The 26,380-nt window shown below is 43.1% G+C and carries 19 protein-coding genes; 7 read left to right on the top strand and 12 right to left on the bottom strand.

The annotated features are described in order from the left end of the window. Nucleotides 1-18: 18 nt before the first annotated feature. Nucleotides 19-1,638: a RagB/SusD family nutrient uptake outer membrane protein gene (locus CLIN57ABFB40_RS01685; RefSeq protein ID WP_175628616.1), complete on the top strand. Its 1,620-nt coding sequence runs from the start codon at nt 19-21 to the stop codon at nt 1,636-1,638. Between the two features lie 336 nt (nt 1,639-1,974). On the opposite strand, the gene CLIN57ABFB40_RS01680 is transcribed toward CLIN57ABFB40_RS01685, so the two are convergent. Next, a complete protein-coding gene (locus CLIN57ABFB40_RS01680; RefSeq protein WP_136014835.1) occupies nt 1,975-3,054 on the bottom strand; it encodes an N-acetylmuramoyl-L-alanine amidase in 1,080 nt (359 codons plus the stop codon). A 129-nt stretch (nt 3,055-3,183) separates the two neighbouring features. On the opposite strand from CLIN57ABFB40_RS01680, the gene CLIN57ABFB40_RS01675 reads away from it, so the two are divergent. Then, the gene (locus CLIN57ABFB40_RS01675) at nt 3,184-4,464 is read left to right on the top strand and encodes an O-acetylhomoserine aminocarboxypropyltransferase/cysteine synthase family protein (RefSeq protein ID WP_136014834.1); all 1,281 of its coding nucleotides are present in this window, start codon (nt 3,184-3,186) and stop codon (nt 4,462-4,464) included. Nucleotides 4,465-4,545: 81 nt separating this feature from the next. Here CLIN57ABFB40_RS01675 and CLIN57ABFB40_RS01670 read toward each other — a convergent pair whose 3' ends face one another. From CLIN57ABFB40_RS01670 to CLIN57ABFB40_RS01655, 4 genes are all read right to left on the bottom strand, one after another. Continuing rightward, the gene (locus tag CLIN57ABFB40_RS01670; RefSeq protein ID WP_175628615.1) at nt 4,546-5,442 is read right to left on the bottom strand and encodes a hypothetical protein; all 897 of its coding nucleotides are present in this window, start codon (nt 5,440-5,442) and stop codon (nt 4,546-4,548) included. Nucleotides 5,443-5,783: 341 nt separating this feature from the next. Further along, entirely contained in the window at nt 5,784-7,148 is a 1,365-nt protein-coding gene (locus tag CLIN57ABFB40_RS01665; protein WP_175628614.1) for a TolC family protein, read from the bottom strand. Between the two features lie 2 nt (nt 7,149-7,150). After that, the gene (locus tag CLIN57ABFB40_RS01660; protein WP_175628613.1) at nt 7,151-10,351 is read right to left on the bottom strand and encodes an efflux RND transporter permease subunit; all 3,201 of its coding nucleotides are present in this window, start codon (nt 10,349-10,351) and stop codon (nt 7,151-7,153) included. Nucleotides 10,352-10,369: 18 nt separating this feature from the next. Next, on the bottom strand, nt 10,370-11,515 hold the full coding sequence (locus CLIN57ABFB40_RS01655; RefSeq protein ID WP_175628612.1) for an efflux RND transporter periplasmic adaptor subunit: 1,146 nt from the start codon (nt 11,513-11,515) through the stop codon (nt 10,370-10,372). Nucleotides 11,516-11,670: 155 nt separating this feature from the next. Here CLIN57ABFB40_RS01655 and CLIN57ABFB40_RS01650 point away from each other — a divergent pair, with 155 nt between their 5' ends. Beyond that, nucleotides 11,671-12,519: a helix-turn-helix domain-containing protein gene (locus CLIN57ABFB40_RS01650; RefSeq protein ID WP_175628611.1), complete on the top strand. Its 849-nt coding sequence runs from the start codon at nt 11,671-11,673 to the stop codon at nt 12,517-12,519. A gap of 7 nt (nt 12,520-12,526) precedes the next feature. On the opposite strand, the gene CLIN57ABFB40_RS01645 is transcribed toward CLIN57ABFB40_RS01650, so the two are convergent. Both CLIN57ABFB40_RS01645 and CLIN57ABFB40_RS01640 read right to left on the bottom strand, forming a co-directional pair. After that, nucleotides 12,527-12,721, bottom strand: coding sequence for a hypothetical protein (locus tag CLIN57ABFB40_RS01645; protein ID WP_254871681.1), 195 nt, complete (start codon nt 12,719-12,721; stop codon nt 12,527-12,529). 418 nt (nt 12,722-13,139) lie between these two features. After that, a complete protein-coding gene (locus CLIN57ABFB40_RS01640; RefSeq protein ID WP_175628610.1) occupies nt 13,140-14,555 on the bottom strand; it encodes a glycosyl hydrolase family 95 catalytic domain-containing protein in 1,416 nt (471 codons plus the stop codon). 16 nt (nt 14,556-14,571) lie between these two features. Here CLIN57ABFB40_RS01640 and CLIN57ABFB40_RS20540 point away from each other — a divergent pair, with 16 nt between their 5' ends. The 4 genes from CLIN57ABFB40_RS20540 to CLIN57ABFB40_RS01620 all read left to right on the top strand — a co-directional run bounded on the left by CLIN57ABFB40_RS20540 (nt 14,572) and on the right by CLIN57ABFB40_RS01620 (nt 19,343). Beyond that, nucleotides 14,572-14,679, top strand: coding sequence for a hypothetical protein (locus CLIN57ABFB40_RS20540; RefSeq protein WP_410489598.1), 108 nt, complete (start codon nt 14,572-14,574; stop codon nt 14,677-14,679). Between the two features lie 180 nt (nt 14,680-14,859). After that, nucleotides 14,860-17,151, top strand: coding sequence for an NADP-dependent malic enzyme (locus tag CLIN57ABFB40_RS01630; protein WP_175628608.1), 2,292 nt, complete (start codon nt 14,860-14,862; stop codon nt 17,149-17,151). 337 nt (nt 17,152-17,488) lie between these two features. After that, nucleotides 17,489-18,823, top strand: coding sequence for an NADP-specific glutamate dehydrogenase (locus CLIN57ABFB40_RS01625; RefSeq protein WP_175628607.1), 1,335 nt, complete (start codon nt 17,489-17,491; stop codon nt 18,821-18,823). A gap of 274 nt (nt 18,824-19,097) precedes the next feature. Next, complete coding sequence (locus CLIN57ABFB40_RS01620) at nt 19,098-19,343, top strand: hypothetical protein (protein WP_175628606.1); 246 nt, start codon at nt 19,098-19,100, stop codon at nt 19,341-19,343. Nucleotides 19,344-19,643: 300 nt separating this feature from the next. Here the strand turns inward: CLIN57ABFB40_RS01620 and CLIN57ABFB40_RS01615 are convergent, their stop codons facing one another. The 5 genes from CLIN57ABFB40_RS01615 to CLIN57ABFB40_RS01595 all read right to left on the bottom strand — a co-directional run bounded on the left by CLIN57ABFB40_RS01615 (nt 19,644) and on the right by CLIN57ABFB40_RS01595 (nt 26,368). Further along, entirely contained in the window at nt 19,644-21,242 is a 1,599-nt protein-coding gene (locus tag CLIN57ABFB40_RS01615) for a PCMD domain-containing protein (RefSeq protein ID WP_175628605.1), read from the bottom strand. Continuing rightward, nucleotides 21,242-22,090 carry a hypothetical protein gene (locus CLIN57ABFB40_RS01610; protein WP_254871679.1) on the bottom strand — a complete coding sequence of 283 codons (849 nt, stop codon included), beginning with the start codon at nt 22,088-22,090 and terminating at the stop codon, nt 21,242-21,244. The genes CLIN57ABFB40_RS01615 and CLIN57ABFB40_RS01610 overlap by 1 nt, the downstream gene beginning before the upstream one ends. A gap of 10 nt (nt 22,091-22,100) precedes the next feature. Next, a complete protein-coding gene (locus tag CLIN57ABFB40_RS01605; RefSeq protein WP_175628604.1) occupies nt 22,101-22,784 on the bottom strand; it encodes a hypothetical protein in 684 nt (227 codons plus the stop codon). 66 nt (nt 22,785-22,850) lie between these two features. Next, entirely contained in the window at nt 22,851-25,085 is a 2,235-nt protein-coding gene (locus CLIN57ABFB40_RS01600; RefSeq protein ID WP_254871678.1) for a DUF4493 domain-containing protein, read from the bottom strand. A gap of 17 nt (nt 25,086-25,102) precedes the next feature. Next, nucleotides 25,103-26,368 (bottom strand): DUF4493 domain-containing protein, encoded by a 1,266-nt coding sequence (locus CLIN57ABFB40_RS01595; protein ID WP_175628603.1) that lies wholly within the window; start codon nt 26,366-26,368, stop codon nt 25,103-25,105. Nucleotides 26,369-26,380: the final 12 nt, after the last annotated feature.

The raw sequence follows: 26,380 nt of genomic DNA, 5'->3' as shown, positions 1-26,380 counted from the left end.
ATAAGGAGGAAACATATTATGGTAAAGAATACAAAATATATATGCAGAGTTCTAGTATTATCCGGAGCTTTATTGACTACCGGTGCTTGTTCGGATAGTTTTTTACAGACGGATTCTCCGAATCAACCTTCGCAAACCAATTATTGGCAAACAGAATCGGATGCATTGATGGCACTGACCGCTTGCTACGACGGTATGCAAAGCCCTAATTTATACAACGATAACATTGATGACTGGAAATTCGGATTCCTCGGACGTGAAACCAGCACAGACAATGGCGACCACACATGGGGCAACTGGATGTTAGGAAGTTCCATTTCACAATGTACTTCGGCTACCACCGATGAATGCTTCTCAATGTACTGGAATGCTAATTATGAAGTAATTAAGCGTTGCAATATGTTAGTGGAAAACGTAGAACGCATCCCGATGGAACAGGAAAAGATAGAAGCATACAAAGCAGAAGCAATAGCATTGCGTGCTCTGATGTATTGTAATCTGACCTCCGTATTTCGCGATGTTCCCTATCTGACCAAACCTCTTACCTTAGCAGAAGCCCAAGCGCCCAAAACGGAACGTAGCCAGATTATCTCTTCTCTGTTGGAGGACCTGAAAACATGGATTCCCAAAATACCAGTTATAGGTCAAGCACAAACAGGTCGTCTTTCCCAAGAAGCGGCTTACGCAATTATGGGACGAATAGCCCTTTTCAACCAACATTGGGACGAAGCGATAACTGCCTATAACAATGTGATTGGCAAGGTTCAACTTTTCAAATCAGGTGACGGCAGTGACTATGCAGCCAACTTTGCAGAATTATTCACGGAAAAGAATGAAACTGCAGGCGAAGTACTGTTGAGTGTTCACTATAAAGGTCCGGGATTAGGCGAAGGCAATTCCTTTGGAATTTGCTGGTCTGCTCCAATGAACGCCATCGAAGGTTCAATGAATTTATGTGATGATTTTTATTGCACGGATGGATTACCTATTGACGAGTCCCCTTTATTCAAGGGTAGCCTTGACAAAGGAGCCCATACAAAAGAGAATCCGGATATGGGACGTTACGAAAACCGCGACCCTCGCATGAAGGCAACATTGATGCTTCCGGGAATGGAATGGAACGGAAAGTTGTACACTAATAACTTACCGGCCAGCTCCACATGCTGTATCCGTAAATGGTTTACTCCCGAAAATACGGCAAACGAGTATGACGGTAGTCTGGATTTCTACGTCATCCGTTATGCAGAGGTGCTATTATCACTCTCTGAAGCTATGATTGAAAAAGGCGGTTACCCCCAAGCGGAAGTAACCAAGTATATCAATGAAGTCCGCGACCGCGTAGGCATGCCTGCTGTGGAAGAAGCAGAAGGAACTAATCTGCAACAAGATGAGCTACGTGCCATTGTACGCCACGAACGCCGTGTAGAACTTGCCTTTGAAGATTTACGTTTTGCCGACCTTTATCGCTGGAAAGATTTTGAGAATGCTCAGAAACGCATGCAGGAAGATAAGTCATTCTATGGCTTCGGAGCCGTAGAACGTGGTAATCTGCGTGGAGCACAAGATTTGGTATGGCCTATCCCGCAAAGTGAGATTGACACAAACCCGATGTTGGAACAGCACAGTGAATGGAAATAATATTGCCTAATTGCAATATATAAGTAAAGAGTAAGCACGAAGCCGAAACAAATTACGGCTTCGTGCTTACTCTTTTTAACGCAACAATTATTCAGTTGTTTCAAATATTTCTTTCTGTTACATACATAAAACGGCACCCCGATTCACATCGCAGCACCGTCACAACACAAACACAAAATAAAACACGACAAAACTACTATGCAATCTTCCTGTTATGCCGGGGAGGCATATTCACTGACTCGTATATATTCGCATACCTACAAGCAGCCATCAGGCGATTTGCATATATAAAACATTCTGATTTCGGTTTTGTTCACGAAAAAGATGTCTTAATGTCTATTTTTTCTCTTTGTAATCTTTCAGAAAGCCTTCCATCAGCCATTTAGCCAATGCCTGGCGATTGGAGTTTATCACCAGACGACGCTGGTCGAAAGTATTTTGGATATTGCCCAGCTCTACGAAAACGGAAGCGGGAGTAGTATGCGAAAGCACGTATAGATTACGTCCGCTCACTGTTCCGGAGAATCCCCGGTTCGGCTGATGCTTTCCGTACTTCGATTCGAATGTATCTTTCATGTTATTCGCCAAGCGTTTGCTATCGGCTTTCCTGTTCGAATAATAGAAAAAGACATCAGTCTGCTTTCCTTTGCTACGGCTGTCTATATGGATGAAGATTGCCCGGCAGTAGGAGTAATTCTTACGGTCTTTCTGATAAAGGGCATTTATCTTGTTGCAACGTTGCTGAAGGCGCTGCACCTGGTTCAACGGAATCGCATCGCCCATGCAAGTCTCCCGTTTACTGTTCGACAGGTACGAGTCGTCACGGATACCGTCTTTGGCATCCTGGATGATGATATGGACTTCCGCCCCTTCCTGCATCAGGTTGCGTGCCAGGCGAAGGGCGATGTCATAAGCATATTCGTCTTCGTGAAGTTCGTGCTTCCCTACCCGTCCGATAGCTCCGGGGTCGGGTCCGCCATGCCCGCTGACGACATAAAAGCAAGCACCTGCAAGACGGTTGGAAGTGACTTTGACATTTGCCAGTTCTTTTCCGAACAAAGGTTCTTTGATAGTAGTTCCTATTTTAGTCGCTTTGGCTTTGGAAGATTTCTGTTGGGTTCCTGCACCTTTAGCTGTTGTATTTTTAGCCTCTGTATTCCCGGCAGGAGTCCCCGATGATTTCTTTGCCGGTGGAATGACATAAGTAACTCCTACTTTCAATACATTATTCTTTCCCAGTTTCTTCTTGTTCAGTTCGATAAAGTCATCGTAATACTTCTTCGGAGAGCGGTTGTGTCTCAACAGGAAAGAAGATATCCCCTCACCTGCCTTCGGAGTCGCTTTCTGCTGCGCCCAAAGAGCCGTACCCGAAAAAAGAAAAGCTAAAAATAAAAGAATACAGAGTTTATTTTTCATATTTACACTAACTATCTCCTTCTCAAGAGTATCATTTCACTCTTAAACGGAGCAAAAATACAATTATTTTCCCTACTTTTGCCCCGTTAAAACTTTTTTTGGCAATAAAACATTAAACCCGATATCATTATGGCAAAACAATTCAAGCCCGAAACCCTGTGTGTACAAGCAGGCTGGACGCCTAAAAAGGGCGAACCACGCGTGTTGCCCATTTATCAAAGTACAACTTTCAAATACGATACCAGCGAGCAAATGGCACGTCTTTTCGATTTGGAAGACAGCGGTTACTTCTATACCCGCCTGCAAAACCCTACAAATGACGCTGTTGCAGCCAAGATTGCCGCCCTCGAAGGTGGTGTGGCCGCCATGCTGACTTCCAGCGGTCAGGCTGCCAACTTCTACGCTATCTTCAATATCTGCCAGGCAGGTGACCATTTCGTTTGCTCTTCCGCTATCTACGGTGGCACTTTCAACCTGTTTGGGGTGACAATGAAGAAACTTGGCATTGACGTAACTTTCGTCAATCCGGATGCCAGCGAAGAAGAAATTTCCGCAGCTTTCCGTCCGAATACGAAGGCATTGTTCGGCGAAACCATCTCCAATCCTTCCCTCGAAGTGCTGGATATTGAGAAGTTTGCCCGTATCGCCCACAGCCACGGTGTCCCCTTGATTGTGGACAATACTTTCCCGACTCCGATTAACTGCCGCCCGTTCGAATGGGGAGCGGACATCGTTGTTCACTCCACTACCAAATATATGGACGGACACGCTACCAGCGTAGGCGGCTGTATCGTAGACAGCGGTAACTTCGACTGGGACGCCCATGCCGATAAATTCCCCGGACTTTGCACACCGGACGAGTCTTATCATGGACTGACTTATACAAAAGCATTCGGTAAAGGTGCTTATATCACTAAAGCTACTGCACAGTTAATGCGTGACCTCGGCAGCATCCAAAGCCCGCAAAACGCTTTCTTACTGAATCTGGGACTTGAAACGCTTCACTTACGTATGCCTCAACATTGCGGCAACGCACAGAAAGTGGCCGAATATCTGTCCAAAAACGAGAAAGTAGCTTGGGTAAACTACTGCGGACTGCCGGATAATAAATATTACGCTTTAGCACAGAAATATATGCCAAACGGTTCTTGCGGAGTTATCTCCTTCGGTCTGAAAGGCGGACGCGACGTATCTATCAAGTTTATGGATTCACTGGAATTCATCGCTATCGTCACTCACGTAGCGGATGCACGCAGTTGTGTGCTCCACCCGGCAAGCCATACTCACCGCCAGTTGTCGGACGAACAACTTATGGAAGCAGGAGTACGCCCGGACTTGATTCGTCTGTCGGTAGGTATCGAAAATGCGGATGATATTATCGCAGATATCGAACAGGCGCTGAATGCATAAAAACATTGTATTGACATAAAACTAAAAAAAGACACGGAATTAAAATATCTACCGTGTCTTTTTTTAATGCTGTTATATCATTTATTCTGCCGGTCGGATTCTAAAACTACTCGTAAATACAACATAAAGCACCTTCCCATTCTCCGGTAATGAAATTTCAGTCAAATAGGAAGAATCCGTCACATCTTCCATCCAGCAAATCATAGTAGGGCCTACGCTTTTGGTAGAAGGGGTCCGTTTGAATGAGGGCTCCAAATAGAATTTATGCTGTCTATCGGCATTGTCAGCATCTTTGTAGCTAAAAGTAAAAGTCACACACTGTTTGTCACTAATCAAATCATCATCATGTCCCACTTGATAAGTTCCTTCAGCACGTATCTCGCCATTCTCCGTTTTCAATATAAAACTGCCGTTGCCATCTGCCATAAAATTATCAACATCATCCGGTTGCAGAATACAAACTTCCTGCCCTTTTATAAAGGAATATTTCTGCATCATCACCTCATTTACCGATTCCAACAGTTCTTTATTCTCATCCTTCCCCATTGATAAAAGCTCATCATTAACACTGACAACAAACCCAGTCTGCTCTCTGCAGAACAACGAAATTACTCCATACGAAACAGTTACGGGTAAAACAACGCTATTCCCTTTCTTATCACTGACAGTCACAGTTACCTTTCCTTTCTTTCCATGTGAATTTATCAATAACCGGTCATTACTGACAGTTGCCGTCACAATAGTTTCGTCTGAACTATGCGCAGAGTAACCTCCTTTTCCATTAGCAATCCCAATATCTTCCGTACCCCGCCCGTTGAGATACAAGGTTGTAGAAGAAATCGTGTTCGTACAAGTTCCCGGTTCATTGATAAGTTGTGAACCGCTGAATAAAATAATCTCTGCATCATCCTGACAAGCAGACATACAGAATGTCATAACAGACAAAAGAAAGAAGCCCAGTAAAGTTTTTGTTTTCATGTTTTCAGTTATAAGTTTATCTTTTTTATATTGTTTTGCAAAGATATTAAAGTATCATGTAAAAAAGAATTCTTTATTGAAGAAATATATTCCTTCTTATTATTGATACATTTGTTGCAGTATCTGTTACATTTATGTTCCCCCTGTATTCTCTTTCTTATCTATCTTCGTGACAAATCAAATATGCCGTTCCAGCATGTTCTGACAAGGGAGTATTCTCACTGCTATGAGAAAAGATACTCATCTCTATGAGAAAAAGTTCTCACTGCGATGAGAATTTTTTCTCATAGCAGTGAGAATACTTTGAGAAAAGCTTCATCTCCTTGGCAATACACACCTCCTTACATTCTGCCACCTCCCAAAGCCTGATACAGAGTAATCACACCCTGGATTTCGGTGAAGCGGTTCGCCACTTGTGAAAGCTGTGCACTCAGCAGCGTTTGCTGCGCTGTCAATACTTCCAGATAGGTAGTGCTGCCATGCTTCATCAAGAGACTGGTGCTCCGGGCAGCCGTTTGCAGAGAAGCAACCTGCTTGTCATAGTAAGCAGCTTTCTCACGGGCAGTCTGATACTGCACCAATGCTTCGTTTACTTCCACGCCTGCATTCAGCAATGTCTGTTCAAAGCTGAGGCGGGCTTCTTCCTGTTGCGCTTTCGCTATTTTCAACTGGGCGATGTTAACGCCCTTATTAAACAAAGGTTGAGTCAAGGAAGCCACCGCAGAGGCGACAAACTTGCCCGGATTGATAATCATACTTCCGGTACTGTTAGTCCAACCGGCACTACCGCTCAATGTAATGGAAGGGTAGAAAGCGGCACGGGCTGCATTCGTCGTGTAGAATGCCTGCGCCAAAGAGAATTCTGCGCTGCGCACATCGGGACGATTGGAAAGCATCTGTAAAGGAATACCTACGGAGAAGTTCTCCGGCAATTGCTGACCAGCCAGTTTTCCCCGTTCTATCTCGTGAGGAGTTTCCGCCAATAACAATGCCAGTGAGTTCTGCGCCTGGTTCACTTGCTCTTTCAAGTCGAGCACCGTTGTGCAGATATTATAATAGGTAGCTTCGGTCTGCGCCAGTCCGGCTTCGTCCATCATACCGGCATTCTTCATGGCACGAGCGGTTTTCACGCTCTCTTTCCAGGCAGCTTCGGTAGCCACGGAAATCTCATATTGGGAATCGAGCATCAGCAATGTATAATAGGTATTCGCTACGGCAGATACCAATTGCGTTTTCACGGCTTGTTCATACTCCTTGCTCTGTTCGTAGGCTGCTTTCGCACGACGCTTGGCAGTGGTTACTTTTCCGAATATATCCAGTTCCCAAGAAGCGGTCACTGGTAATGAATAGGTCTGCATAGCCTTGCTACGGTCGAAGCTGCTTACAGCTCCTTCCGGTGCGAGAAACAGGGAAGGGAGATAGGACAGCTTGGACGTCATCAGAGCGGCTTCCGACTCTTTGACACGCAAATGTGCCGTCTGCATATCCGTATTCCGTACCAGAGCCGAATCAATCAAGTTCTGCAAGTACGGGTCGGTGAATACCTCCCGCCAGGAGAGGTTCCCGAAGTTTGCCGTATCGGTGGCAGCGAGGGATTCGCTGCCATAAAGCCCTTCGGGAACTTCCGATACCGGTTTGTATTTATTATAGATACCACAACTGCTCAACACGAGCGTTGCTGCGGATAAGATTATTATTTTTCTCATTATCAATTATTTTTTCCTGCTTTAGACTTTTCTTCTTCACTTATCTTGATTTCTTCTTCAATCTGCCAGTCCTCGGTAGGCATGCTCTGTACCGGACGCAAGCGTTCCTGCAACCATTGGAAAGCGATAAACAGGGTAGGCACGATGAAAAGCAGTGCCAGCGTACCGATAGTCATACCACCGACTACCCCCGTACCCAGAGAACGGTTACCGTTTGCCCCTACTCCACTGGACATCATCAACGGGAACAGACCGAAAATCATCGTCAGTGCCGTCATCAGAATCGGACGCAGACGGGCTTTAGCCGCACTTACAGCAGAAGCAATCAGCCCCATCCCTGCCTTACGACGCTCGGCAGCATACTCAGTCAGCAAGATAGCCGTTTTCGCAAGCAGACCAATCAACATAATCAAACCTGTCTGCAAATAGATATTATTCTCCAGTCCGAACATCCAGGCGAAGAGGAAGCTACCCATCAACCCGCAAGGCACGCTCAACAGAACGGCGAACGGAATGATAAAGCTCTCGTACAACGCACTCAAGATAAGATAAATCATCAGGAAGCAGATACCGAAAATAATCATCGTTGTACCACTCTGCTGGTTTTCCTCGCGGGTGATGCCGCCATAATCATAGCCGTATCCTTTCGGAAGAGACTGTGCGGCAGTTTCCTGCACTGCCTTGATAGCGTCTCCGGTACTATATCCTTCTGCCGGCATGGCATTCACCGCAATAGAGTTGTACATATTAAAGCGGCTCAACGATTCCGCGCCATAGCTGCGTGTCAGCGTTACAAACTGGCTCAACGGAGCCATTTCCCCGTTCGACATACGTACAAACGCATTATCCAGCGAACTTTCGTCCAAACGGAACATCGGGTCTGCCTGAATCATGACTCTATATACTTTAGAGAAACGGTTGAAATTGGACACATACTGACCGCCGTAATAGCCGGACAAGGTGCTCAATACCGCATCCGGAGTAATTCCGGCACGTTTGCATTTGGCAGCGTCCACCTCTACCGTCCACTGCGGATAACGCACGTCAAACGTAGAATATGCCATTGCAATCTCCGGACGCTGATTCAGTACGCCCAGATATTGCTGGGTAGTCGTGAAGAAGTCGTTTACGTCGCCACCCATTTTATCTTGCATATGAAGTTCGAGCGCATTACCCATACCATATCCCGGAATCATACCCGGAGAAATGGCAAAGACACTCGCATCCTTGATATCAGCCGTGCGACCATACACCTGACCAATGACTGCCTGCACATTATCTTCATCATTCGGACGCTCGTCCCACGGTTTCAGTTTCAGAATCAACATACCGAACGAACTCCCCTGTCCTGCCAGCAATCCGTAACCAGCCACTTTCTGCACATGCTTAATCTGCGGAATGTCCATCAAACGTTTTTCAATGCGTTCCATTACCTCGTCGGTAGTCGCCAGCGAGCTACCCGCCGCCGTACTTACATTGACAAAAACCACGCCCTGGTCTTCGTCCGGCACCAGACTGGTCTTGGTCGTATTCATCAGAAATACCAGCAACACCACGGAACAAGCGAGCAACGACCATGCCAGCCACCTGCGTTTGATAAAAACCAATACGATATTCTTATACTTTTCTATCAGTATATCAAAAGCCGAATTGAAAGCCTTACGAAAGCGTGCCGCAAAATTATTCTTCTGCGTACCGTCTTCATTAATATAAGGTTTCAGCAGCAGGGCACACAATGCCGGGCTCAACGTCAACGCATTGACAGCCGAAATACCTACGGCAACCGCCATTGTCAGACCGAACTGCGTATAGAACGTACCCGAAGTACCGCCCATGAAAGACACCGGAATAAACACCGCCATAAACACCAGTGATGAGGTGATTACCGCATTGCTGATACCTTTCATTGCATCAATACTTGCCATATAGGACGACCTGTACCCTACATCGAAGCGTGCCTGCACCGCCTCGACGACAATAATGGCGTCATCCACCACCGTACCGATAACAAGCACCAGCGCAAAGAGCGTCAGCAGGTTGATACTGAACCCAGCCACGGCCATAAAGGCAAACGTACCGATAAGCGAAACAATCACTCCCACCAAAGGAATCAGTGTAGAGCGGAAGTCCTGCAAAAACACATATACCACCAGGATAACCAGAATGATAGCTTCAATCAACGTCTTCACCACCTCATGAATAGAAGCGAAAAGGAAGTCGTTCGAGCTCATCATCTGCGTCAATTCCACTCCTTTCGGAAGGTCTTTGCGGGCTTCTTCGAGGAATTTGTCAATGTTCCGGTTCACTTCGGTCGCATTTGAACCTGCCGTCTGGAACACCATGCACGATATGCCCGGATGCCCATCCATACCACCGTGGTAAGCATAGCTGTCCTGTCCCAGTTGTATTTCGGCAATGTCCTTCAATCTCAAGACTTCGCCATTGTCAGTAGAACGGATGACGATTTCCCCGAATTCTTCGGGAGTAATCAGACGTCCTTTATATTTCATCGTGTACTGATAAGTCTCGTTAGAGTTTTCACCGAACGAACCGGTTGCCGATTCGATATTCTGTTCGGCAAGCACGCCGGTGATATCGGACGGAATCAGTTTGTATTGCGCCATCACGTCCGGCTTCATCCATACACGCATACTATATTCACCGCCCATAATCATCAAGTCGCCCACACCCGAGATACGTAGAATCTCCGGTTTCAGATTGATGCTGATATAGTTGGAAAGGAAGTTTTCATCATAACTGTCGTCCGGGCTTGAGAGCGAGAACATCTGTAAGATACTCGTCTGACGTTTGGAAGTGGTCACACCAACTTGGGTAACTTCTGCCGGAAGCTGTCCCGTAGCCCGTGACACGCGGTTCTGCACGTTGACGGCTGCCATATCCGGGTCTGTCCCCTGTTTGAAGTAGACCGTAATGCTCACCGTGCCCGCATTGGTAGCGGAAGAGGTCATGTACGTCATATCTTCCACACCGTTGATAGCCTCTTCCAACGGGGCAATTACACTCTTCTGTAAAGTTTCCGCACTGGCACCGTAATAAGTGGTACTCACCATAATGGTAGGCGGGGCAATATCCGGATATTGCTCAACGGGCAGACTGAAAAGCCCGATGATACCCACAACGACAATCGTAATAGAAATGACTGCCGATAATACGGGGCGTTCAATAAAGGTTCTTAAATTCATGGATGGTTCCTCCTTTGTTTAATTTCCAGTAGTAGTTGACGCAGGTGCCGCAGCGCTCTTTGCCTTGATAGGCGTACCTTCACGAAGCAATCCTACACCTTCCGCTACAATCACATCACCCGGAGCCAGCCCTTCGTCTACGATAAATTCACGGCCGCTGTTCACACGAGTTACTTGTACGAGGCTCGATTGCGCCTTGCCGTCTACCACTTTATATACATATCTCTTATCCTGAATCTCGAAAGTTGCGCCTTGCGGAATAACCAGCGCTCCGGCTTTCTGAACCGGGATAACCACATTTCCGGCGCCACCGCTATGCAGCAATCCTTCCCTGTTGGGGAATACGGCACGCAGGCTGACAGTACCCGTCGAACGGTCGATAACCCCGCTGATAGATTCGATTTGTCCCTGTTCGGGATAAGCCGATTTGTCATTCAGTTGAAGGTCGATAGCAGGCATACTTTTCAATGCTTCCTCTTTTGAGCCGTATTGGCGGATAAGTCCCAATAACTGATTTTCCGTCATTGAAAAGTAAACGTACATATCCGAGTTGTCGGAAACCGTAGTCAACGGTTCGGGAAGGCTGGAACTTACCAACGCTCCTACACGGTAAGGCAATGTGCCTACCACTCCGTTCGCCGGACTTTTCACTACCGTATAAGAAAGATTGTTGCGGGCGCTCACTTCCTGCGCTTTTGCCTGTGCCAGTTGCGCTTTGGCGGACAGGAGAGAGTTCTTCGCCGTGTTGAGGTCGAAAGAGGAAACTACGTTTTCCTTATACAGTTCCTCTTTGCTGTTATAAGTCAGCTGCGCCGTAGCAAGAGAAGCCTCAGCAGCTTCTACATTGGCTACCGCTGTCTGCCAGGCAGCCTCATACGGTACCTGGTCGATGATGAACAGTGTTTGTCCGTTCTTCACGCGCTGGCCTTCCGTCACACAGACTTTTGTCAGCGTACCGCCTACCTGCGGATAGATATCAATATCCTGACGTCCGCGGATAGTTGCCGAGTACGTGCTCGAAATCATCCGGTTGGTCGGAGAAACGATCATTACCTCATATCCTGTTTCCATTTGTGCGGGTAGTGCTTGCTTACAACCTGCAACAGCAACCAGACAGCAGAGCAACAATAGCCCCTGCTTCACTTTACTAATCTTTTTACTCATTGTATTACCTATTATTTTTTTTGAACGCGGCAAAGGTAGGTTCTTTTCTCCATTGAAAACTGGTCATAGTGTTTTGAGTTTTGTTCATTTTCGGAACATTAAAGCTAATATTTAGTGAAAATGTTCTATTTTTGCCGTCTAAACAAGAACTGTATATGGAAAAGAAAGAATCTATGCTTGCCATACTTCGGGAAGATTTTATAGCCGGAATTGACGAGAATTTGTCACCTATCATGCATCACCTGTGGAAACTGAAAGGGGGAGCTATCTACTTCTGTCGAAGCGGGTGGGCGCACGCCACGATTGATTTGAAAGATTACGAAATCGTGGAAAACACGCAGGTAGTGCTTCTACCGGGAACCATAATCCGCATCAACGGCAGCAGCAGTGATTTCACCGCTTCTTTCTTCGGTTTCCCAAAAGAGATGTTCCGGGAAGCCTGTCTACGGTTCGAACCTATTTTTTTCCATTTTCTCAAGGAAAAGCCGTGTTATGTCCTTCCCGAAGAAAATACCGGTGCAATCAAAGGACTTATCCATGCAACAACCGCTATCTATAATGACCGCGAAAACCGTTTCCGAAGCCAGATAGCGAAGAATCATCTCCAGTCGTTCATGCTGGATATTTATGATAAGTGTTACCGTTATTTCGACAAACAGGAGATAGAAGGGGGAAGCCGGCAGGATGAAATCTTCAAGAATTTCATCGCATTGGTACACGAGAACTGCATCTCCCAACGGGAAGTCAGTTTCTATGCCGGCAAACTCTGTATCTCCACCAAATACCTGACTGGTATCTGCCGTAGCGTGACGGGAAATTCCGCCAAGAAAATTATCGATGAATTCGCCATTCTTGAAATAAAAGTATTGCTCCAGTCCACCGAAATGACCATACAAGAAATAGCGGACAAACTCGGTTTCCCCGACCAGTCTTATCTGGGAAGATATTTCAAACGGCACGAAGGAATTTCTCCGAAAGAGTATCAGAGCAAGTATTCGATATAAAATAGAGTTACACTCTGCATACCGCTACTTTCACTGTCGTCCGCCGTGTTGCCCACAACGCGCACAGCAGTGAACAGACAGCGTATACAACAAACATCATCCCGGTAGACAAGAGGATATTTCCCAGTCCTACCAACGGAGAGACTCCTAATAATATCAACAAAAATACCTTTGAGTTCTCCTTATTTATTATTGTATTCATAATCAATTGTTTAAATTCGGGGTGAAGGCAGACGTTTTCTATTGCTTGTTTATAGACTAAATCCGAACAAAACCGGGCATTTTCAGAACAATTACATCATTCATCCAACCGTTGTACATGTTACGCAGATACCCTGTACATAACTTTCCCCAAACAAGTACTTGACCGGAGCAACTCTTGTATATGTTCCACCTGTATCTCCTACATCTTTTATCTGTGTCTCCTACATAAGTGACATGTGATGTAACTCTTTTTGGCGTACGACATAAGGGACATCAAAAAAAAGATAAATAAATAACTAATTTAATTACATCAAAATAGTTTCTTAAAAGAAAGCGACTGTCACCCAAATACAGGAACAGCCGCTTTTCTTTTCAATAATCAGTACAAGCGATATCTATACATTAATAAAATCGAGTTAGTGTTCACGATCTATAAATGTACACTCTTTACCTAACATAGCCTCACCATATTTCTTTGGAAACATATTAGGTGTAGCATGATATGTTTTTGGTGCATGATTCACATCGGTACCTTTCTTTCTTACTATATAAGACTCCCCAATTGCAGTTTTAAAAGAAATCACGTTGTCTTTATTGACTTCAATATTTACATTTCGATTATTCTGTGTGACAACTTGAACTAAATCATCATCCCAAGGATTCTGTATACGACATTCTTTTCCTGCCAAACTTTTTATCTCAACAAATGGAATATTCCCTAAACTATCTATAGCTGAGGAAACCATAAAAGCTCCTTCAGCGCGTAGAGTAAAAGCAGATGCGAATTTCGAAGGTATCGCCGGAAATATCCTTATCTTTCCTTCATGACTTTGAAGTAACATCTCATTGATAGTAGTACCTAGAATACCCATTGTTTCCATACCACATTGAACGAAAGGTTTCGTCCGAAAGCCCGATTTTCCGGCTTCGGAACGATTGTAAGTCAATCTTGAGTCATACATATAGTCACGCTGAGCATATAATTCGGCATTAGGAATCTGATCAACATAACGAGAAAAATAATGCCAATGGTCTAAATTGTAAAATAACCCTTGATTGAAATGTTGCAAATAATTAACGCTACATTGCAAACGTTCCAGCACTTTATCTCCCAGCCCCAATCGCGCAGAAACAATCGCTCCGGGAGTAATAGCATTCCGATTTTTCGGATGATGCAAAGCAATGTTTCGGGCTATTTCAAAATAATCGGTCCCTTTATGCTCCAATCCAAGCACACCTGCCGGAAAAACAGCTGTAGTATGTGCGTCAAAATGATAGCCTTGTATATTTGTTTTCGCATCCGGATACACTTCATTATTTTCTGTAAACGCCAATCCAAATACCTTTCCTTTTTCGGGTACATCTAAAATCGGAGGAGCCCATAAATGTGATATAAAATGTTTCCATTGTTTTATCTTTGACTTATCCATATTCAGGTCTTGGGCAGCTTTAATACAATTTTTAAATAATGACTCAATCATGTATCTATCTGTTATTGTATTCTTCAATTTACTACTCCATTCATGTTCGTAAGGTTGTGCTGGATAAATATAAAATTCTTTTCGGACATCATCCCACTGAAGAAAGTTCAAGTAGAATTCTGCAGCCTCTTTCATAAACGGATAAATTGTATTCCTAAGATAGTCACGATCTTGGGTATAAGCATAATACTCCCACATTATTTTGCTTATCTGACTGGCCGGAGTATAATTCGTTGTCATATTTCCCCAATTAGCACTAACCATGTTACCGGAAAAATCATGTGCCTCGGTTATTAACAATCCGTCTTTTGTTCCTTTCTTTCTGGCTAATGCTTTTCCTTGAGGAATCATATTGACATAAGTTTCAATCTCAGAGATTACTGAAATGGTGGGATATAATGATTATGAAACTTTTAGGAAACACTTCAAGAGTCAATTTGGTGTATCCGCCTCAAAATATGTGAATTGCGAATAAAATAACGAGCCAACAGACTTATTGCCCAGAAACAATACACAATTAAATTACATATCGGCTCATTATTTTAGTCATTTTGCTATAAAATTAATAGAAATTATCTCCGTAAGACGACAGATTCAAACTTTTATTCCTACATTTGCAGCCAAATGATAACTTATTAATAAAAATACAGATACCATGGCTAAAATAACCAAAGAAGCCGCTTTGCTCTATCACTCACAGGGCAAACCCGGTAAGATTGAGGTAGTTCCTACCAAACCGTATAGTACACAAACTGATTTAGCACTCGCATATTCTCCCGGCGTGGCAGAGCCATGTCTCGAAATAGAGAAAAATCCACAAGACGCGTATAAATACACTGCGAAAGGTAACCTTGTTGCCGTTATCTCTAACGGTACAGCCGTACTCGGACTGGGCGACATAGGCGCATTGAGCGGCAAACCGGTAATGGAAGGCAAAGGACTGCTTTTCAAAATCTATGCAGGCATCGACGTATTCGACATCGAAGTAGACGAAAAAGACCCGGAAAAATTCATCGCAGCAGTGAAAGCTATCGCTCCTACTTTCGGTGGCATCAATCTGGAAGATATCAAAGCTCCGGAATGTTTCGAAATCGAACGCCGCCTGAAAGAAGAACTGGATATCCCGGTGATGCACGACGACCAGCACGGAACAGCTATCATCTCCAGTGCCGGACTGGTAAACGCGCTTACAGTAGCCGGAAAGAAAATCGAAGATGTGAAAATCGTCGTTAACGGTGCCGGCGCTTCTGCCGTTTCCTGTACTAAATTGTATGTTTCATTGGGTGCACGTCTCGAAAATATCGTCATGCTGGACAGTAAAGGTGTGATTAGCAAAGCACGTACCGACCTGAACGAACAGAAGAGATATTTTGCCACCGACCGCACGGATGTCCACACACTGGAAGAAGCTATCAAAGGCGCCGATGTATTCCTCGGTCTGTCGAAAGGGAATGTACTGAGTCAGGACATGGTACGCAGCATGGCTCCGATGCCTATCGTATTTGCACTGGCCAATCCTACGCCGGAAATCTCTTACGAAGAAGCTATGGCAGCCCGTCCCGACGTATTGATGGCAACCGGCCGTTCCGACTATCCGAACCAAATCAATAATGTTATCGGTTTCCCATATATCTTCCGCGGCGCATTGGACACACACGCCAAAGCTATCAACGAGGAAATGAAGATTGCTGCCGTACACGCCATCGCCAACCTGGCAAAACAGCCTGTTCCGGATGTCGTAAACGCAGCCTACCACGTAAACAACCTTTCTTTCGGCCCGGAATATTTCATCCCGAAACCGGTAGACCCGCGTCTTATCACCGAAGTTTCCTGTGCCGTAGCCAAAGCCGCTATGGAAAGCGGAGTAGCCCGCACCGAAATCAAGGACTGGGATGCATATTGTGTACACCTGCGCGAATTGATGGGATATGAATCCAAACTGACCCGTCAACTGTATGATACCGCCCGCCGCAATCCGCAACGTGTGGTATTTGCCGAAGGTATCCACCCCAACATGCTGAAAGCTGCCGTTGAAGCGAAAGCCGAAGGTATCTGTCATCCTATCTTATTAGGAAACGACGAAGCAATCGGCAAACTGGCGGAAGAACTCGACCTCAGCCTCGAAGGCATCGAAATCGTCAATCTCCGCCATCCGGACGAAGCAGACCGCCGCGAACGTTATTCACGCATCCTGGCGGAAAAGCGTGCACGCGAAGGCTTCACTTACGAGGAAGCCAACGACAAGATGTTCGAACGCAACTACTTCGGTATGATGATGGTAGAAACCGGAGATGCCGATGCCTTCATCACCGGACTTTATACAAGATACAGCAACACTATCAAAGTTGCCAAAGAAGTAATCGGCATCCAACCGGGATTCAAACATTTCGGAACCATGCATATCCTGAACTCCAAGAAAGGTACTTACTTCCTGGCAGATACATTGATTAACCGCCACCCGGATACCGAAACACTGATTGACATCGCCAAACTGTCCGACAAGACAGTGCGCTTCTTCAACCATACTCCGGCAATGGCAATGTTGTCTTACTCGAACTTCGGTGCTGACACTACGGGAAGCCCTGTAAAAGTACACGAAGCTGTAAACTACATGCAAAAGGAGTATCCCGAACTGGCTATCGACGGTGAAATGCAGGTCAACTTTGCCATGAACCGCGAATTGCGTGATACCAAGTATCCGTTTACCCGTCTGAAAGGCAAAGATGTGAATACACTGATTTTCCCGAACTTGAGTTCTGCAAATGCCGGATACAAGTTGTTACAGGCAATGGACCCCGATACAGAATTTATCGGTCCTATCCAGATGGGACTGAACAAGCCTATCCATTTCACTGACTTTGAAAGTTCCGTACGCGACATCGTCAATATCACCGCTGTAGCCGTGATTGACGCCATCGTGGACAAGAAGAAAAAAGAAAGCAAATGAAAAGGCCTTTATCCAAATCACAAATAGTTTGCATCAGCCTTCTTTGGTTAGCGCTTTGCTATTTAGTTCTTACCAAAGCCGAACGAATTGATGGGATGACCCTAGTAATGCTTGTCATTTCGGCAGCATTAGTCTTTATTCCTGTCTTTAAGTCGATCAAGAAGAACAAATAAATATCTTTTTTCCTATTTTTAATGCGATAAAATATCAAATTTGATGTTTTATCGCATTTTTCTTTATAAAATGTTTGTTAGTTCATTTTTTATCTTTACTTTTGCAACCGCGTAAGAGAAATAGATAATCGAATTTTAAAACAACCAATAAAAGAAAAAAGATTATGAATGCAGCAAAGGTATTAGACGATCTGAAAAGAAGATTTCCCAATGAACCGGAATATCATCAAGCAGTAGAAGAAGTTCTTTCTACTATTGAAGAAGAATACAACAAACATCCTGAGTTCGACAAAGTAAACTTGATCGAGCGTTTGTGTATTCCTGATAGAGTATATCAGTTCCGCGTGACTTGGATGGATGACAAAGGTAACATTCAGACAAACATGGGTTACCGTGTTCAGCACAACAACGCGATTGGCCCATACAAAGGCGGTATCCGTTTCCATTCATCTGTGAACCTTTCTATCTTGAAGTTCCTTGCCTTTGAACAAACATTCAAAAACTCACTGACTACTCTGCCTATGGGTGGTGGTAAAGGTGGTTCCGACTTCTCTCCGCGTGGAAAGTCAAACATGGAAGTGATGCGTTTCGTACAGTCTTTCATGCTGGAATTGTGGCGCCACATCGGCCCTGAGACTGACGTTCCTGCCGGTGACATCGGTGTTGGCGGTCGTGAAGTAGGTTTCATGTTCGGTATGTACAAGAAATTGGCTCATGAATTTACCGGAACATTCACTGGTAAAGGTCGCGAATTCGGCGGTTCACTGATTCGCCCGGAAGCTACCGGTTACGGTAACATCTATTTCTTGATGGAAATGCTGAAAACTAAAGGTACTGACCTGAAAGGCAAATCCTGCCTGATTTCCGGTTCGGGTAACGTTGCCCAATATACAGCAGAAAAAGTACTTGAATTGGGTGGCAAGGTTCTGACTATGTCCGACTCTGACGGTTATATCTTCGACCCGGACGGTATCGACCGCGAAAAACTGGATTACATCATGGAACTGAAAAACCTGTACCGTGGCCGTATCCGTGAATACGCTGAAAAATATGGTTGCAAATACGTTGAAGGAGCTCGTCCTTGGGGCGAAAAAGCAGATATCGCTTTGCCTTCTGCCACTCAGAACGAACTGAACGGCGATGACGCTAAGAAATTGGTTGCCAATGGCGTGATGGCCGTCTCCGAAGGTGCAAACATGCCTTCTACTCCGGAAGCTATCAAAGTATTCCAGGATGCCAAGATTCTTTACGCTCCGGGTAAAGCAGCCAACGCCGGTGGTGTATCTGTATCAGGTCTTGAAATGACTCAGAACTCTATCAAACTGAGCTGGAGCGCAGAAGAAGTGGACGAAAAACTGAAGAGCATCATGAAGAATATCCACGAAGCTTGTGTTCAGTATGGTACTGAAGCTGACGGATACGTGAACTATGTGAAGGGTGCTAACGTAGCCGGATTTATGAAGGTTGCAAAAGCAATGATGGCACAAGGTATCGTATAATCAGCCTATAAGATATAGTAAGCTATAGTTTAGGACTCCCGCCTTCCGAAAGGAAGAGCGGGAGTCTTTTTTGTATTATATTCCCGACAGCTATGAATATTTATTCATTACCAATATTAAGAATCAGCCTTCTTATTACTGATAAACTACCGTCTTATCGTATACTTTATTTCTATTTATTAATCGCCGACTATAGTTGTCTACCTGGCTGACTATAGTCGGCTGATTGGACAACTTCAGTCGACTAGATGGACAACTCCAGTCAGCTTCTTGGATGCAAGCTGTTCAATTTGCTAAGATTGACAATCCCGATGCGAAGATTACGGGCTGTGAAAGTGCAAACTGTGGGGATTGTGAAGGCGTGAAGGGCGTGAAGAAAAGACTTTTCTTTATTTGTTCACAGAAAACACCTGTCAAACAGATGATTACCATCCGTGAAGGATGTGAAGGAGGAGAACTAAACTTTATTGAGGCTTTGGTAATTTTCGGCACAATTAGTTCAAAACCGCACAAGGTTTGAACAAACTCATCCCACATAGTTTTATTCCCTACTGATACAGTTTCACTCATTTCGTCCTAGCCTATCGTTATATTTGTTTGAAAGCTTACATTTCAGTCTTTTCCTTCAAAAACATATATACAAAGTCGAAGTTCCAAAAATTATAAATAAATAGTTTTATTCTAGCAAAATCAAGTCTGATTTTTCCTTTTAAAGGAACATCCTCTTCCTTTAAAAGGAACGGGGCGTTGGTTTAAAACCAAGACCCCGTTCCTTTTAAACTAATGAAAGCGTATATTTCGAGAAAAAAATGATAAAAAATCAATCATCATAATCATACTCCAAACTAAAATCATCAACCCACAGAGTACTGCCATCTCCCCCAGTAAAGTAGTCACCATACTTACTTGCCGTACATACTAACACCAGATACTTAGGAACACGGCTAGTAGAACGATAAACTAAAGGTAAATCCAACTCTGTGTATTGAGGTATAGTTTTTCCGGAAATGAATTCCGCATAAGCAATGATATTCGGGTCATTCTTATCGAACAATTTACGCTCACTCTTCTTAGTTCGAATTTCCACAGGTTCATCCCAATCACCTAAAGCGACATAAATATAACAAGAATCAGGTCTACCTTTCAAATAACTAAATTCAGAAGTTGATTTGTCGATAATTACGCTTGTATATTTAATATGTCCTTTCAGACGAGTGGGACGTTCTGTAAATGGCTTGCCAAAACTAAGAACTCCATCAGTAACATCTGTTCTTAAATAATCTCCAACAAACAAGTTACCAGCAGCAAATTTCAATACAATATAAACAGATTTCAACTGTGCAGCCTTACCCAAGCCATTCCATGTATCAAGCACCGGAATCGTATTACTGGTACCAACAGTAGTAGCACCTTTGTTACCCGTATCCCAATACCCTTTCTCCATTCCTTCTGCCCATGGTTTCCAAAGTATCTTGTTATTGCCCTTATCCTCTTTACTCCAATCCTCGAACAAACCACCCGGAATTTCTACCGCCTTTCCTGTTGTAAAGGAAAGTTCTGTACCATAGTCAGTTCCTGAATAAGCTCGGCAAATATATTCTGTCTCCGCCTTTAGGTGTGGAACACAAGCCGTAAATGCTGCTCCATCAAATGTTATATAAGATTTATCTACTTTTTGCCATTCAAGTGCGGAAGTCTCACGGATTTCAAACCCATTATCCGCTCCTTCAAGCCCTTCACCATATAACCATGCTACATTCACCCATCCATCTGCCTGCTTCGTTTCAGCATTTTTATCTTTACGATAAGCACGCACTTCCCATTCTTCTTCAAAGAAATCTTTATATTTCACCAAAATTTTGGCAGAAGCGTAATTGGAATATACAGTCCAATTCAAAGAAGGTATTTCAGTACTTCCATTATAAGTAGCTCCTACCGGTCCCAACTTCAGTTCAAGCAATTGCAGCTCTCTCCACTTTGTATCTTTTGTCACATAAGCCACAGCCAACCGCTGTTCTTCATTAATATCAGATACCCCGACTTGATTTTGGAGTTTATAAGTTCGATCTATATTACGCTTAGCAAAAATACTCCACTGATAATTTTGATAAAGTGACAATGTTACTTTATAAGGACTCGTCAAATCAATAATATCGTTCACCGCAAGTGTGCTTTCAGCACCTTCCGTCACAGTAAAAGCAGTAACCTGAACTTTTTTCAAATCCTGCGTCTCTTCTATATTAAGTGTGACTGTACGGTTATCTTCGGAAATAACAGCATTCCCTTGCTGTCCAGTCACTTGCATTTCTATAATAGATAATGCAATCTGCGGATATCCTATATCATTTTTGATACAGCTTTGCAGTAAACATACGATTACTGCACTAAGAGATAAATTATATATAATACGCATCACCATTACATGCAAAAAGTTAAACCAATATTTATATTAAACAGATTGATCTTAAAATCAGCACCGCTAGACCGTCGTTTTCCAGTTTCTCCCAAATTATTGCTTTGTTTCTCCAATCTATATTTGAAACCCACTACTCCAAAAGAAAGCTCTGCACAAACATTCTGTGTTATAAAAACGGAGATGCCCGGATTGATACCCAAATGTAATTCATTTATCGTTGTATCCGTCCGCTTATATTCCGCTCCTTCTCCTCTGGCAAAACTCGATGTCCCATTCAAATACGTTAATGTCGTCTCATTAAATAATCCGAATAATTTTCCCCTATCAAGCCCGACATACGAACGGTGGAACAAGCCAAAGGAATACAAGTCTTCCGCATATCTCATATTACTTAATGAGAAATCCGACTCTTCATCAATATTAAGCGATATATTTCCTAAATCAGCAATTGCATGATTATATCCGAGCTTCATTCCGACTACAACATTATCCTTCACTGCATAACCAACAAAAGGCTTAACTGAAAACATTTTAAAGTTACAATCAAAATCCTTCAACATGGAGAACAGCAAACGGCTGTCATCACTATCAAAATTAACATAGGAGAAAGTAAGACCACCAATCCATTTTTTCTTAGGAATAAACCGATAACTTACAATTCCACGATCAAAGCGTCCGATTGGTTTGATATGAATCAAGTTAGTGTTCTCTACAATATCTTTCTTTCTCTCCAATTCCGCTTTATCCAAATAAATGGTATCACGTATTATAACTGTATCCCGTTGTTGTGCCGAAAGTATTTGTACACTAGCCAACACAACCATTACATATATATAGATTAATCGACTCATTATTTCCTTCTTATAAGTAGAATGCTATACCTAATCCAATAGAGAATAGGTTAATTTTAAAGTTTGCCGAACCCGACGAACGCTCTCCGACATACACTTGATCTGTAGTTTGTTTTACCTTACTAAAATCCAATCCAAGAACTCCAATACTGACCTCAACTGCCGTAAAATTATTTATAAACGCAACAATACCGGGAGCGACTCCCAAGCCAAAATCTGTAGTTTTTGAATACGTCCCGCTTAGTGAAGTATTATCCTTTGTGACTACTTTAGACTGGCTTCCACCAACCTCCAATCTGGTTTCTGCGAAAAGAGCAAAACGTTTGCTCGTCCCTATGTTGATATAATTTCGAAGAATTCCAATGGCACTGTACGTGTGCTTCAATTGATACATATCATTCACATCAAACTTGGTATCTTCGTCAATATTCAGAGTCACTCCATCCAATTTTGTTAATGTACGTCCATAAGAGAAACGTCCTCCGGCAGCTACATTATCTTTAAATGCATAACAAAACATCGGACTCACCTTAAAGGTATATCCATCTGAATTGAATCCATCAATTACCAGAAACTGATAGTTCTGCTCGTTATGTTCGGAATAAGAAACCGAACTACCAACAATCCATTGCCCTTTCGGAACAAAGGTGCGAGCCTCTATATTACGTTTAAACTCTTGTGCTTGAGCAGTCATACCCACTATTAACAAGATATATATTAAAAACTTTTTCACGTGCAATATTTATTTGATAATCAATGGTTAATATACTAGTTCTACATCATCTATCCACATTATACTTCCCACAGCTCCGGCAAAATAATCTCCATAACGACTAGAAGAAGCAACCATCACGATATATTTGGGCAAACGGGTGTTATCCCGATAATCCAAAGGAATGATAATCTCCGCCATTTCAGTGTCTCCGCCAACATCCTCCGTAAAAACACGCTCTCCATAGGCGATTATATTCTCATCATTCGGATCAAAAGTGCGTGTGTTTTCCGGATGATTAAAATCCGTCTGTGCAACGACAGCCCATTCATATCCTGAAATATATTCACTACCCGTTCCAGGCCAATCACCTACAGCCACATAAATGATTCCTTGATCCGGCTCCCCTGAAATCAGTCCTTGTTCAGGCAAGGAGTTGTTAGTTACTACTTTAGGACGATACTTAACATAGACACGTAAAGCTGACGGACGGGCTGTAAAAGGACGTCCCCAACCTAAGACACCATTTCCTTTCAATCCATCCATTATGGTTTTTAAATATCTTCCGGCAAACAGATTACCTGCTGCAAACTGTCCGATTCCCAAAACTTTGGCATCTGTTGAAGTTAGCTTAGCAGAATATTTTCCACTATGTTTAATAGAAGCATCAGCAACTGTAATATCGACACTCGCAGATTTGGAGCCATGATTTCCTGAATCCCAAAAAATATCACTTTCGGCAGATGAAGGTGCAATATAGGTAGGCACACTTCCTGACCAATATTCAAAACTACTATTTTCCAGTTGCAATGCTTTTTCCGTAGTAAACGTACAGACCACTGTAGATAGTACATCACCATCCATTAATTGATATTCATATTTCGTGTCAGGAAGCAATCCCGTCACAGCAGATGCGCTCTGAACGTTCTGCCCGTCACGAACGGCATCTACTATTTTCCAATCTTGCTCATCCGCCTTACGATAGCGGAAGGCTAATGCACCTTGTGGCTCACGACCAGGAAGAACAGTACCATACAGAGTAGCTTTGGTAGCCCACACTTCATAGACCGGAACAGGTTCTGTTTGTACGGTAGCATTCGAAACTACCATCTTCCAGTTTGCTGTACGCATCTTATTATTTGCGTCTGTCGCAGTCAGACTAATTGCATAAGCACCTTCGTTAACCGTATATTTTCGAATTAAATCAGCAGACAGAATCAGATTCAATGCATATCCTTTGGATTCCGCATTTTCATCAATCAGTATTCCACCTTCCGTCAACTGAGTTTTCTGTTCCTCTGTCAGATTTTTCAAGTCAAAAGAATTTTCACTTGTTGCCAAAAACTCAGGAAACTGTTCAGATGAAAGAAGCACTTGTTGCAAAGCAGAAGAGCCGGTAATATTTATAGTAACATCCGAACCACTTTCAGTAGCGACATAACTTGTGGCATCCAGATTGAAGATTTCATCTCCATATTTAGCAGTAAATACCGGGCGACGGTAATACACAACCTCTTCTTCAATGATTTCCAACGGAGTGGCATCCACTCGTAAATGTAAAATAGCTCCTCCGGTATCAGGATTTCCCACCTCAATATCCTTATATTCATAAGTCAACTGATAAAGAGTGGCTGCTTTCGCTTGTGGAATAGTATCAACCTGTGTGTACGGACGTCCTGCAATATCAGTTGCCGAAAATGTGCAAAACAAAGTATCGCAATCGGCTGGAAGAGAAAAATATCCCATTGCTTCCAAGTTATCCGCATTAAAATCCAATATTCCATTTTCTGCCTTTACAGCTATTGACACAGCATATTCTTCTTTAAAAACAGTTTTCAAAGATTCACCAAAAGCAACTTTTGTTACTGTGTTCGCAATATTACATATCACATCTACCGGGGTTACTTTTGCTCTCTCGACAGTGAAAGGTTTAACTCCCTCATAGAACTTTTTGGTAAACGATGCAGCCACATAATCTCCGGCAGTCACCCGCACCCGGTATTCGCCGGAAGGCAATGTTATTCCTTCTTCCGGAAGTTCTGCCGTACCCAAGTATTTACGAATCAACTTATCCGTATCATAAATTCGAATTTTACAATCTTTTACCAAGGCACTTTCTTCATCGGCAGTCAGAGAACGAGTAACAACTACCTGCAAGTCATTTTTCATCTGTACCCCCAAACGAAGCGTACCTTCTCCACCATAGCCTACATTTTCATCACTCTGACAACCACTTAAAGCCAACAGGGATAAAATGATATATTTATTAATCTTTTTCATCATACTCCTTTACCTCACTTTTACTTGGTATTCAATGTCAAGGTAGCTGTGGCAGATGCATTTGTTACATCTTTCACCGTAATCTTAAATTGATGCGTGCCATGATACACCTGCAGTAGTGGAACAAATTTTGTAATATTGAAAGGTACCGTCTCTGTTGTTTTCACTTCATCCCCAACTGGGAAACCTAATGAAATCAAGTTATTTTTATGATCCTCATCTACCGGCGGGTTTGCCAAATCAAAGGACGTAGCACCAAATAATTCTACTACAGCTGCCACAAAATCGTTATCAGTACTTGTAATCTCCACAATCATATTTTTTATGCCTCTAGGAGCCAATAAATTCACAACAACGGAACCATCAGTTTCTTCATTGTAGACGTTTGCGTCAATTGGAGTACTCAAATCGAAATTCTTATTGCCACTTGTCACAGTAGGATCAATGCCTTCCCCATTCCCTCCTACTGGAAAGTCGTCTATCCCTTCCTCTTTCCCTGGATGAACAGAACCGTCCAACTCTACAATATCACAAGTAACATCATACTCAACAGACGGATTGGCAGCTCCTCCTGTTCCCGGATCACCATTGGCATCCCGCAATGTATAAGTAATAATCAATTGAGAGCCAATATTTATATTGGGAAAGGATTTATTAATCGGCACATTTAGTTCATCATCAAGATCACCTATAAACTTCGCATCAATCACATTACCACTTGCTGCTGCAGGAAAATAACCGGCACGAGTATCATCTTTTCCAAATTTAAGAAAGTGTTCTTTGCTAGTTGCCACTGTGATAGTAACATTTTCACCTAACAGTTTCTTAAAATTCTCATCATATTGGATAGTCACCATAATACAATTTAATGTACAGTTAACCGTTTCAATATTAGTAACCTGGTCCTTCTGAATCTCAAAATTCTTGGTTCCTTCACAATAAGGCTCATCAAATAAAGCTATGCCAACATTAGGAGCATGAGCTATCACTTTATATTTTCCTACCTTTAACTGAAAAATTTCAGGAAGCTCACTATATTTCCATTCCGAAACTAAAGTTTCATCTTCTGCATTATAGATGCCTACTATGTAATTACTGGGATCTACTGTTTCAGCACGAGATACCGGAGTAGCATTTACATTTACCGAAAGTCCCATAGAAGCCAAATTCACTTGTCCATAATCATTGGATTCTTTTCCAAAATCCATATTTTCGCGATCACAAGCTGACATTAATATTATCAGAACAGTCAGCAACAAATATGTCAGATGAATTATTTTTTTCATATCATTTTTTAT

Origin of the sequence: Bacteroides acidifaciens (assembly GCF_903181435.1) — a bacterium.
GTDB lineage: Bacteria > Bacteroidota > Bacteroidia > Bacteroidales > Bacteroidaceae > Bacteroides.
Note: the sequence above shows the minus strand (reverse complement) of the source record. Positions and strands in the feature narration are given on the sequence as shown.